The 16779-nt window shown below is 55.4% G+C and carries 17 protein-coding genes; 5 read left to right on the plus strand and 12 right to left on the minus strand.

Annotated elements, in window-relative coordinates:
• Positions 1-21: 21 nt before the first annotated feature.
• From FWJ25_RS05990 to FWJ25_RS06005, 4 genes are read left to right on the plus strand one after another with little or no spacing between them, the layout of a single operon-like run.
• Complete coding sequence (locus FWJ25_RS05990) at positions 22-822, plus strand: C39 family peptidase (protein WP_149599348.1); 801 nt, start codon at positions 22-24, stop codon at positions 820-822.
• Positions 823-879: 57 nt separating this feature from the next.
• The gene (locus FWJ25_RS05995) at positions 880-1890 is read left to right on the plus strand and encodes a transporter (protein WP_149599349.1); all 1011 of its coding nucleotides are present in this window, start codon (positions 880-882) and stop codon (positions 1888-1890) included.
• A 38-nt stretch (positions 1891-1928) separates the two neighbouring features.
• Complete coding sequence (locus FWJ25_RS06000; RefSeq protein ID WP_149599350.1) at positions 1929-3554, plus strand: OmpP1/FadL family transporter; 1626 nt, start codon at positions 1929-1931, stop codon at positions 3552-3554.
• Between the two features lie 26 nt (positions 3555-3580).
• Positions 3581-4588, plus strand: a complete 1008-nt coding sequence (locus FWJ25_RS06005) for a MalM family protein (RefSeq protein WP_246166669.1) — start codon at positions 3581-3583, stop codon at positions 4586-4588.
• Positions 4589-4597: 9 nt separating this feature from the next.
• Here the strand turns inward: FWJ25_RS06005 and FWJ25_RS06010 are convergent, their stop codons facing one another.
• The 3 genes from FWJ25_RS06010 to FWJ25_RS06020 are packed head-to-tail and all read right to left on the minus strand — an operon-like array spanning position 4598 to position 7022.
• Complete coding sequence (locus FWJ25_RS06010) at positions 4598-5632, minus strand: polysaccharide deacetylase family protein (protein ID WP_149599351.1); 1035 nt, start codon at positions 5630-5632, stop codon at positions 4598-4600.
• Between the two features lie 46 nt (positions 5633-5678).
• Positions 5679-6350 (minus strand): DNA-J related domain-containing protein, encoded by a 672-nt coding sequence (locus tag FWJ25_RS06015; RefSeq protein ID WP_149599352.1) that lies wholly within the window; start codon positions 6348-6350, stop codon positions 5679-5681.
• 27 nt (positions 6351-6377) lie between these two features.
• Complete coding sequence (locus FWJ25_RS06020; protein WP_149599353.1) at positions 6378-7022, minus strand: TetR/AcrR family transcriptional regulator; 645 nt, start codon at positions 7020-7022, stop codon at positions 6378-6380.
• Between the two features lie 72 nt (positions 7023-7094).
• Here FWJ25_RS06020 and ttcA point away from each other — a divergent pair, with 72 nt between their 5' ends.
• Positions 7095-8012: a tRNA 2-thiocytidine(32) synthetase TtcA gene (gene ttcA / locus FWJ25_RS06025; protein WP_149599354.1), complete on the plus strand. Its 918-nt coding sequence runs from the start codon at positions 7095-7097 to the stop codon at positions 8010-8012.
• Here the strand turns inward: ttcA and FWJ25_RS06030 are convergent, their stop codons facing one another.
• The 9 genes from FWJ25_RS06030 to ccoN form a co-directional block, all read right to left on the minus strand.
• Positions 8013-8708, minus strand: a complete 696-nt coding sequence (locus FWJ25_RS06030) for a sulfite exporter TauE/SafE family protein (RefSeq protein WP_149599355.1) — start codon at positions 8706-8708, stop codon at positions 8013-8015.
• Positions 8708-8914 (minus strand): cbb3-type cytochrome oxidase assembly protein CcoS, encoded by a 207-nt coding sequence (gene ccoS, locus FWJ25_RS06035; RefSeq protein WP_149599356.1) that lies wholly within the window; start codon positions 8912-8914, stop codon positions 8708-8710. Before ccoS ends, FWJ25_RS06030 begins: the two co-directional genes overlap by 1 nt.
• Positions 8915-8949: 35 nt before the next feature.
• On the minus strand, positions 8950-11397 hold the full coding sequence (locus tag FWJ25_RS06040; protein WP_149599357.1) for a heavy metal translocating P-type ATPase: 2448 nt from the start codon (positions 11395-11397) through the stop codon (positions 8950-8952).
• On the minus strand, positions 11397-11912 hold the full coding sequence (locus tag FWJ25_RS06045; protein WP_149599358.1) for a FixH family protein: 516 nt from the start codon (positions 11910-11912) through the stop codon (positions 11397-11399). Before FWJ25_RS06045 ends, FWJ25_RS06040 begins: the two co-directional genes overlap by 1 nt.
• Before the next feature lie 48 nt (positions 11913-11960).
• Positions 11961-13391, minus strand: a complete 1431-nt coding sequence (gene ccoG, locus FWJ25_RS06050; RefSeq protein ID WP_149599359.1) for a cytochrome c oxidase accessory protein CcoG — start codon at positions 13389-13391, stop codon at positions 11961-11963.
• A gap of 135 nt (positions 13392-13526) precedes the next feature.
• Positions 13527-14417 carry a cytochrome-c oxidase, cbb3-type subunit III gene (ccoP, locus tag FWJ25_RS06055; protein WP_149599360.1) on the minus strand — a complete coding sequence of 297 codons (891 nt, stop codon included), beginning with the start codon at positions 14415-14417 and terminating at the stop codon, positions 13527-13529.
• Positions 14414-14599 (minus strand): cbb3-type cytochrome oxidase subunit 3, encoded by a 186-nt coding sequence (locus tag FWJ25_RS06060; RefSeq protein WP_149599361.1) that lies wholly within the window; start codon positions 14597-14599, stop codon positions 14414-14416. Before FWJ25_RS06060 ends, ccoP begins: the two co-directional genes overlap by 4 nt.
• Positions 14600-14603: 4 nt before the next feature.
• Positions 14604-15212 (minus strand): cytochrome-c oxidase, cbb3-type subunit II, encoded by a 609-nt coding sequence (gene ccoO, locus FWJ25_RS06065; protein ID WP_149599362.1) that lies wholly within the window; start codon positions 15210-15212, stop codon positions 14604-14606.
• A gap of 15 nt (positions 15213-15227) precedes the next feature.
• Complete coding sequence (ccoN, locus tag FWJ25_RS06070) at positions 15228-16658, minus strand: cytochrome-c oxidase, cbb3-type subunit I (protein WP_149599363.1); 1431 nt, start codon at positions 16656-16658, stop codon at positions 15228-15230.
• Between the last annotated feature and the right edge of the window lie 121 nt (positions 16659-16779).

Below are 16779 nucleotides of genomic sequence, written 5' to 3' on the forward strand. Positions count from 1 at the left end.
ACAACAGGGACTGCCGCGGACATGTTGCTGGTACTTGCCGGATCCATCCTTACATTCACTATGGTGCAGGAAGCAACCGTGGTGGAGCCGTTTGAAAAAGGCACGGTTGTCATCGAGCAGGATGTGGATTCCGGTCCCGTCAAATTGCGTTCAGACGTACAGGTTGAACCGCTGGTAGAACAACGTTACCGGAATATTGTTCGCCAGGCCTACGATTACAGCTGTGGCAGTGCCGCACTGACCACGGTGCTGAATTATTACGTCGGACGGACTCTGTCAGAACGCCAGGTGATGGAAGGGCTGCTTCACTACGGCGAGAGCGATCGGATTGTCGAACGGCGTGCGTTTTCGATGCTGGATATGAAGCGGTTGGTCACGGCCCTGGGTTATCCATCCGGTGGCTTTCGTGCCACCATCGATGACCTCAAGGACCTTGATCACCCTGCCATCGTTCCGATCCACCATGCCGGTTTCAAGCACTTTGTGGTGCTCAGGACCATCAGGGATGGCCGGGTCTACATGGCGGACCCCTCTGTAGGCAACATCTCCTTTCCCTTGGCCCAGTTCGAGGAAAAATGGGACGACAACGTCCTGTTTATTGTTTTTCCCGGAAGTGACACGCCGCTGGATAACCTCGAGCTGAAAGAAGAAGACCTCCGTTTTATAGATGACCAGACAATGACGCTGCTGGCCCTCGAACGAATGCCAGCGTTTCATGAGGCCACAGAGAGGCGCGTGCAGAACCTCCTTGAGCGGCAGAAGAACAATCCCGACGGTACGGTCGAAAATACCCGAAAACAACTTTACTACCGTCGCAACTAAAGCCCCGGACCAGACACCGGGACGACAACCAGATAAATATAATCATAGGGAGTCAGGATGAATCGTTGGTTTGTGCGAGGCGTTATCCTTGTTTCCGCAACCGGTCTGCTTCCAGGAATGGTCCTGGCACAGGAAGGCAGTGTGGATCAGGCGCGGGAAGCGCTGGCCCGGCAAGAGGGAGACGAAGATGCCTCCCAGCAGCTGGAAGAAGTGTTTCAGGCAGCGGAAAAGAACTACTCCCTCCAGAAAAAGGGAACCCATTCGCTTAATTATTCTTTTGATTACTCCTACACCGGCGACCAGCGGCTGGATCTTGAAATCGTAGGTGGGTCAGTACGGAACATGGACATCGTACCGTCGGCTACCCACACCTTTACCAACGCCTTCTCTTACGACTACGGTCTGTTGAACAACCTTACGGTAGGCACACGTATCCCGTTGGTCGTGAAGTACGACACTGAGGATGAACTCAACGTATACGACGTTGGAGATGTGTCGTTTACCGGCCGTTGGCAACCTTTTGCCTATGTTCCCGGCAAGATGTCGACCACCTTCTTCGGAACCCTGACCACAAAAACCGGAGTCAGCCCCTACGAAATTGACATCAAGGAACAGCTATCTACCGGGAGTGGTTATTACTCCATCGGTGGCGGCGCGAGTATGTCCAAGGTGCTGGATCCCGTGGTGGTCTTCGGCTCCGTTAGTGCCACCTATAATCTGCCGGCAGAAGATCTCCAGCAGGTGCGGGGGGCCAGATTGTTGCTTGAGGTGGATCCCGGCTTCGGCTTGTCCGGCTCTGCAGGATTTGCCTACTCCCTTTCCTATGACATCTCCCTGAGCATGTCCGCTCAGATCAGCTATAGCGATGAAACCGTTCTGACCTTCAGCGACGGCTCGCAGGCTGTCGCTCAGGATCAGATGACGGGCTTCCTGAGTATGTCCCTGGGTACCCGTGTGAGCGACACCACCATCGTAAACACGAGCCTTGGTATCGGTCTCACCGAGGATGCCCCGGACTTTTCCCTGGGTATATCCCTGCCGATTAATTTCTCCGGCCTCAAAGAGTGATTGACGCTGCTGACGTTCGACGGGAAGGGAAAGACTCCATGGCACATTGCAGCCACAAAAGGCAGACTCTTGCGGCGTTGATGGCCTTGAGCATCTCGTGTGGTGCCGAGGCCCAGTTTGCCCAGAACCTGACGATTCACCCGAAGGCTCTGGCGTTGGGGAATGCCGTTACCGCTGACCCGCCCGGGGTGATGGCAATTCACTATAATCCTGCGGGTCTGACCAGGCTGGACGACCGCCAGCTTGAAGTAAACCTGATGAGTGTTTACCTGGATATTGATGCTGATTTCATCGCGCCGGAGGGGTATGAAATTTTTGGTATTGATGGCCTGGAAACAGATCCGCGTACGGGCAAACAGCGTGATCCGGTAGCCAATACCCATAGCCACACCAACAACGTTGCTCTCTTCGTTCCGGGATTTGGAATCCTGCGCACTCCCCCGGGGCCTGCTATTGCCCCATCAGCCGGAATCAGTATCAACCCTCCTGGGTCGAAGCTGACGTTTGCGAATGCCTTTTATCTTCCGCTCGCGGCCGGTTTTTATCGGGATAAAGATGACCCCGGACGCTACCAGCCGCAAGCCACCGCCTTGCAACGTACAACCTACCTGTCTCCTTCTGTGGGTTATGAACTTAACGATGAATGGTCGGTCGGTGCTGGTATCCACCTCTCCCATATGGGGATTGCCGCTGATCAGTACATGCGTGCCCCGAACATGTTGCTCGGTGTGGCTGAAGTCCTGCAGGATGCTTTTAACTGCGAAAGCGGCGATGAGCCGCTACAGCCCTGGCTGGCACTGTGTGGAGGCAATGTGGGGCCGTGGGATGACATCGGTGCTTTGAGCATTAACGTTCAGGAAACGCTGTCACCCACCTATACCCTGGGGGTTATGTGGGAGCCAACGGACTGGTTCAGCTGGGGGGCAAGTTATACCTCTGAAGCTGACATGAACATGAAGGGTACCTTCGAGATTGAGTATACGGATGACTGGTCCGGGTTCTGGCAGAGTGTGAACGGCTCGGTACTCGGAGCCATTACCTCGGCGATTCTGAGCCTGCCGTCAGGTGCCCCGAGGGAAGCCGGTAACGTCAGCATGGATCTGGTCTATCCTCAGCATTTCCAGACCGGTATCAGCGTGGATGTGCACCCGAAACTGACGCTGAATGCTGATATAGGCTGGACGGATTACGCTCAGTGGGATGCCTTTGTGTTTCGCTTTGACAGAAACCTTGAGTTTCTGAATGCTGCAAAAATACTGTCACCGGATAACGCAACGTCCAATACTTTGCGTTTGCCCCTGGGCTTCAAAAGCCAGTGGACATGGGCCTTTGGTGCGGAGTTTCACGCATCGACGCGGCTGGACCTGCGAGCAGGGGTGGAAATCCGTGATTCGGTGATACCGGATGATCAGCGCCAGGTGATGGCTCCATTCGGCGGTGCAAACCTATACAGCATCGGGATGGGATACCGCTGGGACAAAGACACAGAAATCGATATGAATCTAAGCTACCTGCAGTCCATTGAGACGATCCCGGCAGACACCAGTTGCAATGTAAACTGCGATAACATCACCAATATTATCTACAACCCTTATGCGGGCCTTGATATCAAAACCTCACTCCGGGTTGTGATGGCGGGCCTAAGCTTCAGAACCAAGTTCTGACATAAGGACAGAGTTCCGGCAACTGCATGACGATGATTCGTTCCCGATACGTTCGATATTCTGGCCTGATACCCGTCGCGATACTGCTCGCTGGCTGCCAGGTGGGCGGTTCGACGGTTTCGCAACGGGAAGGATATTTCACCTGGGTTGATGAACAGGGCAGGGTGAGGTATTCGCCGATTATCGAAGCCGACGATCAGGCGTCCGCACGCGATTTGGAAGAACAGCCTCAGGACGCAGAATCGGAATACACGTTGGAGAATTATCCCGACGCTGACGAGTTGGCAAAGGATGGTTATGTCCGGCCGGGCGAACGCCAGCCTTACTTCACCTGGCGGGATGCCGAAGGCAATGTCCGGGTCAGCTACTACCGGCCTGATGTTCGTTCGGATATTGAAAAAGGGCTGGTCCCACCTCCCATTGAGATTACTCAGGCCAGTGTCTACTACCCCGGCCCGGAGTTGGTTCCAACTGAACCGGTCGAAGGATATGATCCGCAAGTCTTTGAGCTGTTGGGCGTTGAAAACGGTACCGGCAACTTTTTCGAGCAGTTTGCCGGAAGCTGCTGCCAAGGTCTTGAAACTGAGGGCTATACCGAATGGCAACAAGGGCGGGAATTCGGAGTTGATATTGCATCACAGTCACCGACCCATCAGTTCGTGACCGGAGAAAGTCCATACCACCTGATTGCCCTGTCCAGCGTCATAACCCGGCCGGATTTTGTGATGCGATTGCGGTCCTTTGCCCGGGACGGTGTTTTTGTACCCTCGCTGGCGTTTCTCGACCGTAATTTCCAACCACTGAGGCTGGTCACGGATATTGTCAGTCGCTATGAGCCGGAAAACTGGCATCGCCGAGGTTTCCTTGAAGCGTGGGTGCCCGTATTCCCGGGGCAGGGCGAACGTTGGATTCTTGTCTTTACCCGGGAGGAGGATTTGATGACCCAGGACGTTATTGAAAGCTCCCGCGGGCCCAGGGCCATCCCTCATATAAACCAGGGTGAGCTGGGCCTGATGATGTTTGAGGAAGAATGACTTCCGACGTCAGTCCTCTGGCTGCGCCAGATCAAGCCACTGCTGCGACATCCAGTAAAACCGGCCACTATTGGCAGGATAGGTACAGTTGTATCGGAACCGCCTGCTGCTGAAGGATTTGGGGGCCATGACCTCGATCATGCCTTTATCGGTTACCTCAAAGTCGATCGCGCCCATACCGGACGCAAAGCAGGTAAGCCGGGATGGGGGCATCGACTCGGGCAGAGTAAATGTCAGTTTCGGAGGATTCCGCTGAATAATGCCGTCCGGGAACTGACGCGTATCGACAGGGAAGGCTTTGCTTCTGAGCTTGTCTTTCAGGCTGTCGAGTTGGCCATAAGCATTGGCCATAGGAAATCTGGGCAGTCGTCTCGGGTCTGAGTCCTTGCCGATGGCGCCTGATTGCTGGCCATAGCCGTACCATCGCCGATCCGAGATCTTTTCCAGTAGCGCTCCGTCAAATTCGCCATAGGGATAGGCGACCATCGGGACATTGGTTCCCAGCCGTTGCTTCAGTGCTGCCTGGGCATCATCAAGGCTGCTCTGAACCCGTGACTCCCAACCTGCTGCGGCTTCACCGGGCTTTCGTGCGAGGTGGCCGTGATCGGCGCTGTGATTCGCCAGCGTGACTCCCTGCTTTGCGCCTATCTCCGACAGTTGCTCCCACGTCATATAGCCATGGCGGCCTACGGCCTCGGTGTTTACAAAGACTGTGTAGGGGAACCCGAAGGATTCAAGCAAGGACGCTGCATTGGCGTAAACCGACTCGTAGGCATCATCAAAGGTGATGGCCACGAGTTGCTCATCAGTAGCCTCGCCAGCCAGAGCTTCACGAGTTGCGGTTTCAAGCGGAGCTACCTCCAATGCCATGTCCGAGATCATCCGGAGCTGCGCTTCAAAGAGCGAACGGGAGGTGCTGGTTGATGATGGTGTTGAGTCGCTCACATGATGATACTGAAGCACAACCAGATCGGCGGATGCTTGAGTGGCCACTAGCAGAAACAGTGCAGGGCGGAGAGCGTTCAGAAAACGTCGGTAGATCATGTCATGCTCCTTGAAACAACTTTGGAGGCAATCTGGATTGGCGTCATTAAAGCTTGCCCGTCTGAAAGTGGGCCTTGAGTACCGAGAATGCATGGTTGAGCTGCTGAATCTGTTCCGTATCACCGCCCCGGTCCGGGTGAGCGTACATTACGGCCCTACGGAAACGGTGTTTGACGATGGAGAATTCAGGCGGGATCCCTTCAAATCCGAGTGTTTCCGCAGCTTGCTGAATGTCTTCCGGGGCGAGTGCAGCGGGGCTGCGACCAGCCCAGAAGTCCTCCATCATTTTGTGAATGGCTGATTCCGGCAGTTCATACTGGGACAGATCGAGGTAGAACTGGCGAAGCTCATCGACGCTATCTGGCAGGCCGGTTCCTGCAACTGTATCCTGTGGAGTCAGTTGGATATTCAAGGGAGAAATGTGCAACTGTTCATTACCCTCGGCCAACTGATCCCGCAACTGGTAGAGCACATGAAACAGCAGGAAATGGACCGGGTACAGGGCTTCGGGTTCATGGAATGATACCTGGCCAATCAGTTCCCACGGCGCTCGCTGCAACGCTCTGATCAACTCCAGCTCGCTGATGCCTTCTTTAGCGGCCCTGAGTTCGTGCTCGACAGCTACCAGCATGAGCTGGATATGGCCATCGAGCATCGTGCCGGAATCCGATTGGATCGGCGTATCGGCTTGTTGTCTGCTGGCTTCTGTTGTAATCATGGCTTCATACTAGGCAACTCACGCCTCTCAGGAAAGGCTGGCCAGCTTGGGAATACCACCAAGAAACAGGTTGGTGGAGAAGTTGGCGGCCCTCAATGCTTCCTCACTGGCGGTATCTGGCTGCTTGTGAGCGCGCCGGGCGACCGTCATGCTGGTTTCGTAGGCAACCCCAAAAAAAGCAGAGCACAGGTAGGTATGATCGACGTCTGGTAACAACCCCCGGGTGATGGCCTCACCAACGTCTTCTTCCAGCGACAGCATTGTCAGGCCAAGGATATCCGAACCGAAGAGCTCTTCGAGCGCCCGGGCGTTTCGGTGGGCGAGTTCGTAGACCAGAGGGTCGTTTGCCGTTGCGGTGTAAAGAGCCAGATAGGCGTTGTGGATGAAATCCCGGGTGTTATTCGACTGACGCCGATTCTGGCTCAGGCTTTCGTTGAGCTGGGTAAAAAAGTGGGTGAGCAGGTCTGAAAAAATGTCCTGTTTGTTTGAAAAGTAGTTGTAGAAGGTCCCGGCAGCCAGATCAGTCTGACGGATAATATCCCTGATGGTGGTGGCATCGTAACCCTTGTCCCTGAAGCATTCACGGGCGGCGGAGAGGATGGCCTGGCGGTTCCGGATCCGGTTGAGTTCACGTTTGCCCGGAATCTGGTCTGATGAGTGCAACATATCCATGTCTGTATCCTGTCCCTGGCCTCATGGGAGGCGTATAATCCGTCGTTCATTTTCCTTATGAACCTGGTTGGTATGTCCGAAGCAGCAATCACCCCTCCTGAACCGTCTTCTGCTTATGAACTCGAACGCAGTCAGAAGCTGGAACTGAACAAATTGCAGAAGCGTCTGCGCCGTGAGGTCGGGCAGGCCATTGCCGATTTCTCGATGATCGAAGCTGGTGACAAGGTTATGTGTTGTTTGTCCGGTGGCAAGGACTCCTATGCCATGCTGGACATTCTCCTTAACCTGCAGAAAAGCGCCCCGGTATCGTTCGAAATCATCGCGGTAAACCTTGACCAGAAGCAGCCCGGATTTCCGGAGGAAGTTCTGCCAGAGTACCTGAAGTCGATGGGTATCGAATATCACATCATCGAAAAAGACACCTACAGTATTGTTAAGGAAAAAGTGCCGGAAGGGAAGACGACCTGTGGTCTCTGCTCGCGGTTGCGTCGCGGTATCCTATACAACTTTGCAGAAGAACACGGAGTGACCAAGATTGCCCTGGGTCACCACCGGGATGATCTTCTGGAAACCCTGTTCCTCAACATGTTTTATGGCGGCAAATTGAAGTCCATGCCTCCGGTTCTGCACAGCGACGATGGTCGCAATATCGTTATTCGTCCAATGGCGTACTGCCGTGAGAAAGATATTGCCCGCTACGCGTCGCTGCGGGAATACCCGATCATTCCATGTAATCTTTGCGGCTCCCAGGAAAATCTTCAGCGTCAGGTAATCAAGGAGATGTTCCAGAGCTGGGATAAGCAGCACCCCGGTCGCCTTGAAACCATGTTCAGGGCCATGTGTAACGTGGAGCCGTCTCATTTGGCCGATACTGACCTGTACGACTTCAAGGAAGGTAAACGACTGGGTGGCAAACGACAGGCTGTTGTCCAGGTGGGTGGTGCCGAGGAAACCGGTAACTTCGGCCGGCTGGATGTGCTGAATCTCTGATTAATGGAAGTTGGGTAGCAGCGCAGCCCAGGGAAGGCTCCAGAGCCCGAAGATAATCAGTAGCGTGCCGGTTATTCGCCTGAAAGCCGGATTGCCCCTGAGGTTGCTCACCCAACCTGCCGCATACCCAGTAGCCAGCATGGATGGCAGGGTGCCGAGTCCGAAAAAGACCATAGTCAGGGCGGCCGATGCAACGGTAGGCTGCAGAGCTGCCCAACCTAACGTACTGTAAATCAGGCCGCAGGGCAGCCAGCCCCAGAGCGCCCCCAATGCGAGCGCCTGTCCGGTGTGATTGACCGGTAACAGACGGCGGGTCAGGGGCGACAGACGTTTCCAGACCGGGGCACCCACTTTCTCGATATAGCGAATACCCTGCCACCACTGTGCCATGGAGAGCCCCATGAGCACCAACAGGAGCCCCGCCAGACTTCTCAGGGCTGTTCCCAGTTCCGACCATTGGTTGACTGCGGAGGTGCTGAGCAGGGCGATCAGTGCGGCGATAACGGCGTAACTGGCAATCCTCCCTCCATTGAACGCCAGTAGCATCAAGGTCTGACGAACACGGAATCCTTTGCCGACCGGAAGCGCCATGGACAGCGAGGCACTGATACCACCACACATACCGAGACAATGGGTACTGCCGAGCAGGCCGATCAGGAAAGCACTCGAGTAACTGAGATAGAGCTCTGGCGACATCAGCTTTTCGGCTCTTCCTCATCGTCAGGCTTTTTATCGACACGGGCTTCTTCGGGAATCATGTCCTTGTCGTCGTCATACAGGATCCGATGGGCCGGTCCCTCCAGGTCATCGTACTGGCCACTTTTGACCGCCCAGGAAAACAGGAGGACACCCAGCCCCACCACGATCAGGACCAGTGGTACCAGGATCATGACTATTTGCACGGTTAAATCTCCACAAAAGGATTTGTATCACGGTATCAGGACGCGGCCGGGGCGCCAACCGGGGCACTTCCGGGATCTTGCCGGGGTTTAGGCGCAATACCAAGCCTGAGAGCATTCAGAACGACGATAAGCGAGCTCACTGACATGCCGATCGCTGCCAGCCAGGGTGGAACCATCCCGGCAGCCGCAAGTGGCAGGGCGCACAGATTGTAAACCAGAGCCCAGATCAGGTTTTGACGAATAATCCGGCGAGTCTTGAGGCTGGTTTTCAACGCTTCGACAATTTGCAGCAATTGTCCGTTCAACAGCACTGCATCCGCTTTCAGCTGCGTCAGGTCTGCCGCGGTGCCCATGGCGACTGACACACCAGCCCCGGCCATGGATGGCAGATCATTGAGGCCGTCACCGACCATCATGATATGTCGGCCTTCGGCGCGGAGTTGTTCAAGCACTGAAAGCTTCTGTTCCGGTGAGGCTTCGCCAATAGCAGTTTCAATACCCAGGCGTTCGGCTATGCTGGCGACGTGTCCCGAGCGGTCACCACTTAGCAGGATCGTCCGGATCCCCTCGTGTTGCAGGGCCTGTATGGCCGCAGCGGCGTCTTCTCTGGGTTGATCGTCAAGTCGGAAACAAGCCAGCCATTCACTGTCCGTTGCCAGCCATATTTCCATGCCTTCATGGGGAGGAAGCTCGGGCGCCGGCTGTTTAACGTGCTCTGCAACGAAGGGCTTGTGACCAACAAAGTAGTTTTTGTTGTCGAGGCAGCCTGAGAGTCCGCCGCCGAGATGATTGATCACCCCGGTAACGTCGGCGGCGGGAAAATCCCGGAATACCTTGGCAATCGGATGCTCTGAATGCCGCTCGAGCCCGGCAGTCAGTCTGAGGCAGGTTTCAGCATCATGCGTTCCGGTCGTTTCCTGACCAACCAGGCTGAGTTCGCCTTTTGTTAGCGTGCCGGTCTTATCGAATACGATGGTATCAACATCATTCATCGACTCCAGAGTGTGCCCCCGGGTTGGCAGGAAACCCAGACGACGCAGCTTGACGGTTGCAGAGGTGATGGCGGTGGGCGTTGCCAGAGAGAGTGCACAGGGGCAGGTGACTACCAGCACCGAGAGGGTTATGTCGAAAGCGTTATCGGCACCGGCCAGCCACCAGCCAATCCACACGACGGGTGCCAGGATCAGTACGCGCCCGACAAATTTCCCAGCCATCCGGTCCGCCATTCTGGCTACTTTAGGCTTTTCTGACTGAACCCGGTCCAGCACCCGGAGTATGCCGGACAGCCGGGTTTTTGCACCGGCTCTCACCACGCGAATATCGAGGGGGTTTTCACCGTTGATACTGCCAGCGTGTACCGTATCGCCGGGCCCGCGGGATTCAGGAAGGTATTCCCCGGTCAAAGCTGCTTCGTTCAGGGTGGAGTGACCGCTGACAATCTTGCCGTCTACGGGCAGGGTCTCGCCTGGGCGTACGCGAATTATGTCGCCAGCAACGATGTCGTGGGCAGGAACAATGTCTGTGTTTTCACCGTTTACCCGGGCCGCGACAGTCGGGTGAAAGCCGGCGAGGGCGTTACCGGTCAGGCCTGCCCGGTAGCGTGCCTGCACCTCTATAAAACGGCCCAGGAGAAGAAAGAAGGTAAACATGCAGACGGACTCGAAATACACTTCGTCGCCCCCAAACACCGTGACCCAGGCGCTGGCGGCATAGGCCAGGCCTATGGCAATCGCTACGGGTACGTCCATGGTCAGGTGTCTGGATTGCAGATCCCGGCGGGCGTTGCGGAAAAAGGGCCGGGCACTGTAGAACACCACCGGCGTAGCAATCAGCAGGCTGAACCACCTGAAAAAAGTCACGAACTGCGGATCGACTTCGGTAATCATGTCGAAATACAGGGGGAAGGCCAGCATCATGCTTTGGAATGATCCTACACCGGCCAGTGTCAGCCTGATCAGCATGGATCTGTGTTCGGCCTTCAGCGCTTGCTCGGCCTCGTCCGGCTGGTATGGTCGGGCAGTGTAGCCTAACTCGTGGATAGCAATCAGCAGGTTGCTGAGCGTCGTCTGATCCGACGCCCACACCAGGCGAGCCCGCTGGGTCGTATGGTTGACGGAGAATGCCTGGACGCCGGGCTGCTGCTTCATATGATTTTCAAGCAGCCAGATGCAGGCGGCACAGGTAATGCCACCGATCAGCAACTGGGCTTCCTGACCACCTTTAACTGGCGCAACGAAGGATTGCTGCACCAGCGGGTGGTCCAGCTCCCGGAGGCGGGCTTCTTCTGAAGCGGTCAGCTCGCGGGGAGTAACTGCGGATTCCGTACGCAGTGCATAGAATCCGGTAAGGCCTTCGTGATGGATGGTTTCGCAGACGGCTTTGCAGCCCTGACAGCAGAAATGCTGTTCTTTGCCATCCAACTCAAGAATGATGGGCGGTTCGCCGCTGGCTGGCTCACCGCAATGAAAACAATCGACTGGCATTAGCCTTGGCTGGCGTCTTTAGCTTGAATCTTCAGTCCATTTTCCGCAGGCAGCCAGGCTTCTCCCTTCAGGCGCCACTCGTTGCTCGGGCCGCGGAGGTCGTAATACCAGCGGCCGTCGATGTCTTCCAGCATCTTGCCACTGTAGTGGCCATTGCCAGTAGCCTGGAACTGGATCGTGCGGTCATTTTCCGAGAGCGTCGGATGGTACAGATTGAGAACCAGGTACGGAAAGTCAGCAACCCCTTCGTTGGATTCCAGCGACATGTAGAGGTCACGCCCCTCAAAGTCCAGCTCTGCGACCATGCCGAGGGCGGTAGCCCTTTCATCCCGGGCAATGTCCATGTTGATACTCCGACCTTCCTTGGAATAATCGTCTGTCACCATCGGGTCTCTGGTATTGATGGCAACGATGATCATGAAGATGCACCAGATGATCGCAGCCAATGGGAATATGGTCAGGAACCAGAACCATGGCTGTCGATACCAGGGTGCTACGGGAGCTTGATCAGTCATAAATCTCTATCTCATTGATGAATCTTGTCGGAGCGCTGAACCTTCAGGTCAGCGCGTTGGACCGACAAAACGGCTTTCAGTTTCAAGAATCAGGGAAGTATCTGTCTCGGACACCGCCTTGAAGAGAATCTCGTTGTTGGACTCAGAGATTGACTCGGGAGGAACATCAACCACGGTTGGCAGCGAGCGGTTCTCTCCGCTGGCGACGGTTACGCGAGTCTCGGTAAGGATCTGAATGTCATCCAGGCCGGCGACCGAGAGCGTGAAGGTCTGAGGGACTTCCGACATGTTTGCGATTTTTAGGGTATAGGAGTTCTCTATACGACCCTGGCCATTAAAGCTGAACAGGGCACCCCGATCGCGGAGAGCATCCATTTGAGCCGGTACCCGGGTGGCAATGGTCACGATGATGGCAGAGATCATCAGCGCCAGCATAATGCCATAACCGAAGGTGCGGGGACGAAGCAGTTTCGATTGCTTCCCTTCGAGCTCGTTTTCGGTGGTGTAACTGATTAACCCCTTCGGATAATCCATCTTTTCCATGATTTCGTCACAGGCATCAATACACAGTGCGCAACCGATGCACTCGTACTGGAGGCCATCCCGGATATCGATACCCGTCGGGCACACCTGAACACATTGCCCGCAGTCGATGCAGTCACCCAGGCCCGCTTCATCAGGTTTGACGCCTTTTTTGCGGCCGCCCCGGGGTTCTCCACGATTCGGGTCGTAGGAAACAACCCTGGTATTCGGGTCAAACATAACCGATTGAAAGCGGGCGTATGGGCACATGTACAGGCAGACCTGTTCGCGCATCCAGCCGGCATTGAGGTAGGTGGCAACAGTGAAAAAAGCGACCCAGAAATAGGCCCAGCCGTTGGCCTGCAGGGTAAACAGGTCAACGATCAACTCCCGGATGGGATAGAAGTATCCGACGAAGGTCAGCCCGGTCGCCAGGGCAATCAGCAGCCAGACAGTATGCTTTGCGGACTTCTTGATGATCTTTCCTGAACTGCTGGGGCTCTTGTCCAGTTTCATCCGCTTGTTGCGGCTACCTTCGATGCGTTCTTCAACCCACATGAAAATGAAAGTCCACACTGTTTGCGGGCATGTGTAGCCACACCAGACCCGGCCAAACAGGGTGGTGATAAAGAACAGTCCGTAGGCACAGATGATCAGCATGCCGGAGAGCAGGATGAAATCTTTCGGGTAGAAAGTGGCGCCGTAGAGATGAAATTCCCGGGCAGGCAAATCAAAGTGGATTAACGGCTGGCCATCCAGAGTAAGCCAGACGAACAGGAAGTACATGCTCATCAGCAGAGTCAGGCTCACATTGCGAATGCGCTGAAAAAAGCCTTTGACTTCCTTAACGTAGATCTTTTTGCGACTTGCGTAGAGCTCGACCGTTTCGCCTTTGTTGTTTTTATTGGAGGGGTCGGAGGAAGGGTCAATCTGTTTGACCGGAATTTCACTGCTCATCGTTACCTCCCGAGGATAAGGAAAATCTGGGAGCGGGCCCGGAGGGGTCTGCTGATCTTTTCAAGCCTGTGCCCGCATAGCAGACACAGGGTTGAAAAGACCAGTCAGGGCAGGGTTGCCCTGACTGAATCATTTTCAGTTAGATAGGCTGTAAACGTACGCAGCCAGGATCTGGATCTGGTCTTCGGTCAGACGACCTTCCTGCGCGGGCATCTGGTTCTGACGGCCGTGCATGACAGTTTCCTTGATCCAGTCGTAGGTGGAGCCATACAACCAGGTGTTGTCCGTCAGGTTCGGGGCGCCCATGGCTTCCATACCCTTGCCTTCCGGTCCGTGGCAGGCTACGCAAGCCTGAGCAAAGACGGCTTTACCCGCTTCTGCAGCGTCTGCATCTTTTTCGCGGCCGCTGAAGCTCAGCACGTAGTTCACCACCTGATCAACCTGTTCGTTGGTCATGCCAGGCATCAGGCCTTTGGCAGGCATGTTACCCATGCGACCGATTTTGATGGTCTCGTGGATCTTTTCAGGAGACCCTCCGTGCAACCAGTCGTTGTCAGTCAGGTTCGGGAAGCCAACCTGGCCCCGGGCTGCTGAACCGTGGCAAACCGCACAGTTGTTGGCAAACAGGCGCTGGCCGATTTTCAGCGCATCTTCGTTAGTAGCGAGTTCTGCTACCGGGGTCTGGCCGTACTGCGCGTAGATCTCACCATACTTTTCCTCAGCTTCAGCAACTTCTGCTTCCCACTGGTTATGAGAGGTCCAGCCAAGCAGGCCTTTGTAACTGCCCAGGCCCGGGTAGAGTGCCAGGTATCCAAGAGCGAATACGCAGGTCGCCATGAACAGATAGAACCACCATTTGGGCAGAGGGTTGTCATATTCCTCAATGCCGTCGAAGGCGTGGCCCATGGTGCGGTCTGTTTCAACGTCCGTGGTCTGGCTCTTACGGGTTGCCCACAGAAGCCATACACAGCCAAAAACAGTACCGAGCACGATCACACTGATCCAGATGCTCCAGAAGGTACTCATTGTTTCTTCTCCGTTTTTTCCTGTTCGAGAGTACGCTTTTCGACGTCATCGTCATCGAAGGGCAGATGGGCTGCTTCGTCATTGGCTTTCTTGCGGTGGGCACTGTAGGCCCACCACACGATGCCGAAGAAGGCTGCCATTACCAGAATGGTTTGAATGCCGCGTAACTCATTGATATCCATGGGATCACCGTTTGTCTGAAATCACAGTACCCAGATGCTGCAGGTATGCGACCAGCGCTTCGATTTCAAACTTGCCTTCAACCTCTGCAGGCCCGTTGGCGATCTCTTCGTCAGAGTAAGGCACGCCCAGGGTTTGCAGGGTTTCCATCTTCGCTGCCGTCTGGGTGTGATCTACCTTATTCTCGAACAGCCATGGGAATGCTGGCATGTTGGACTCGGGTACCACACTGCGTGGATCGAAAAGGTGCTGGCGCTGCCAGGCATCAGAGTAACGGCCGCCTACACGGGCAAGGTCAGGACCAGTCCGCTTGGAGCCCCACAGGAACGGGCGGTCGTATACGAACTCGCCCGCCACGGAGTAGTGACCATAGCGCTCGGTTTCAGCCCGGAAAGGACGAATCTGCTGCGTATGGCACACGTGACAACCTTCACGGATGTAGATGTCCCGTCCTTCCAGTTGCAGAGCGGTGTAGGGCTTGAGGCCCTCTACCGGCTCATTGGTCTCCTTCAGGAAGAAGAGGGGAACAATCTCAACAAGAAAGCCGCCGGAGATGGTCAGGATGATCAGGATGATCATCAGACCAAGGTTCTTTTCTACTATTTCGTGATTCATCTGGTCTCTCTCCCGTTACGCCGCCTGAGCTGCTGCGTTGTCCTGCGCAACCGCTTCCTTCTGGCGAACGGTCATGTACACGTTGTAGGCCATGATGAGCATGCCGCTCAGGAAGATGGCGCCGCCCAGGAACCGGACAAAGTAACCCGGGTAGGAGGCTTCCACGGACTCTACGAAGCTGTAGGTCAGGGTGCCGTCAGCGTTAACTGCACGCCACATCAGGCCCTGCATGATGCCGTTAACCCACATGGCGACGATGTACAGTACGGTACCGACAGTAGCCAGCCAGAAGTGGATGTTGATCAGGGCCGTGCTGTACATGGCCTGGAGGCCCCACAGCTTGGGAATCAGGTGATAAACAGAGCCGATACTGATCATAGCAACCCAGCCCAGTGCACCGGAGTGTACGTGGCCGATGGTCCAGTCAGTATTGTGAGACAGCGCGTTTACAGTCTTGATGGCCATCATCGGGCCTTCAAAGGTAGACATACCGTAGAAGGACAGGGATACCACCAGGAAGCGCAGGATCGGGTCAGTGCGCAGTTTGTGCCATGCGCCGGACAGGGTCATCATGCCGTTGATCATACCGCCCCAGGATGGAGCCAGCAGGATCAGGGACATTACCATGCCTGCGGTCTGTGCCCAGTCTGGAAGGGCAGAGTAGTGCAGGTGGTGGCCACCAGCCCATACGTAGGTGGTGATCAGAGCCCAGAAGTGAACGATGGACAGGCGGTAGGAGTAAACCGGGCGCCCGGACTGCTTCGGTACGAAGTAGTACATCATGCCCAGGAAGCCGGCAGTCAGGAAGAAGCCTACTGCGTTATGGCCCCACCACCATTGCATCATGGCATCGGTCACGCCGGCGTATGCAGAGTAGGATTTGAAGGCGCTGACAGGCAGTTCCAGGTTGTTACCAACGTGCAGGAAAGCAACGGTGATAATGAAGGCACCAAAGAACCAGTTGGCAACGTAGATGTGCGCAGTGCTGCGCTTCATCACCGTGCCGAAGAAGACCAGAGCATAGGTAACCCAAACCAGGGTGATGGCAATATCAATCGGCCATTCCAGTTCGGCGTACTCCTTGGTTGTGGTCAGACCCATCGGTAAGGTGATCGCTGCCGCAACAATGATCGCCTGCCATCCCCAGAACGTGAAGGCGGCAAGGCTGTCTGAAATCAGGCGAGCCTGGCAGGTGCGCTGCACGATGTAATAGGAGGTAGCAAACAGGGCACTTCCACCAAAGCCGTAGATTACGGCGTTGGTATGCAGCGGCCGCAGGCGACCGAAGTGGGTAAAGGGCAGGTCCAGGTTCATGGCGGGCCAGACGAGTTGAGAAGCGATCAACACGCCAAGGCCCATCCCGACGATACCCCATACCACTGTCATGATGGCGAACTGTCTCACCACCTTGTAGTTGTATGTCAGGTTTGGATTTACTGTGCTCATAGCCTTACCAATGGATTTAGAATGGGGAAATGTGCGGGCGCAAGTATGGAGAAACCATTAGCTCTTTGCAATGACTCAGGTCAACTCCATATGCCTGTCAAATGCGCCGGAATCAGCAACA

This window comes from Marinobacter salinexigens (assembly GCF_008370345.1).
In the GTDB taxonomy this organism is placed as follows: Bacteria; Pseudomonadota; Gammaproteobacteria; order Pseudomonadales; family Oleiphilaceae; genus Marinobacter; species Marinobacter salinexigens.

Bases quoted from the DNA above. Each gene is read 5' to 3' on its own strand.
- ccoP (WP_149599360.1), bottom strand. From the start codon at position 14,417: ATGAGTACCTTCTGGAGCATCTGGATCAGTGTGATCGTGCTCGGTACT.
- FWJ25_RS06060 (WP_149599361.1), bottom strand. From the start codon at position 14,599: ATGGATATCAATGAGTTACGCGGCATTCAAACCATTCTGGTAATGGCA.
- FWJ25_RS06045 (WP_149599358.1), bottom strand. From the start codon at position 11,912: ATGACTGATCAAGCTCCCGTAGCACCCTGGTATCGACAGCCATGGTTC.
- FWJ25_RS06010 (WP_149599351.1), bottom strand. From the start codon at position 5,632: ATGATCTACCGACGTTTTCTGAACGCTCTCCGCCCTGCACTGTTTCTG.
- ccoG (WP_149599359.1), bottom strand. From the start codon at position 13,391: ATGAGCAGTGAAATTCCGGTCAAACAGATTGACCCTTCCTCCGACCCC.
- FWJ25_RS06030 (WP_149599355.1), bottom strand. From the start codon at position 8,708: ATGTCGCCAGAGCTCTATCTCAGTTACTCGAGTGCTTTCCTGATCGGC.
- FWJ25_RS05990 (WP_149599348.1), top strand. From the start codon at position 22: ATGTTGCTGGTACTTGCCGGATCCATCCTTACATTCACTATGGTGCAG.
- ccoO (WP_149599362.1), bottom strand. From the start codon at position 15,212: ATGAATCACGAAATAGTAGAAAAGAACCTTGGTCTGATGATCATCCTG.
- FWJ25_RS06000 (WP_149599350.1), top strand. From the start codon at position 1,929: ATGGCACATTGCAGCCACAAAAGGCAGACTCTTGCGGCGTTGATGGCC.
- FWJ25_RS06005 (WP_246166669.1), top strand. From the start codon at position 3,581: ATGACGATGATTCGTTCCCGATACGTTCGATATTCTGGCCTGATACCC.
- FWJ25_RS06015 (WP_149599352.1), bottom strand. From the start codon at position 6,350: ATGATTACAACAGAAGCCAGCAGACAACAAGCCGATACGCCGATCCAA.
- ccoN (WP_149599363.1), bottom strand. From the start codon at position 16,658: ATGAGCACAGTAAATCCAAACCTGACATACAACTACAAGGTGGTGAGA.
- FWJ25_RS06020 (WP_149599353.1), bottom strand. From the start codon at position 7,022: ATGGATATGTTGCACTCATCAGACCAGATTCCGGGCAAACGTGAACTC.
- FWJ25_RS05995 (WP_149599349.1), top strand. From the start codon at position 880: ATGAATCGTTGGTTTGTGCGAGGCGTTATCCTTGTTTCCGCAACCGGT.
- FWJ25_RS06040 (WP_149599357.1), bottom strand. From the start codon at position 11,397: ATGCCAGTCGATTGTTTTCATTGCGGTGAGCCAGCCAGCGGCGAACCG.
- ttcA (WP_149599354.1), top strand. From the start codon at position 7,095: ATGTCCGAAGCAGCAATCACCCCTCCTGAACCGTCTTCTGCTTATGAA.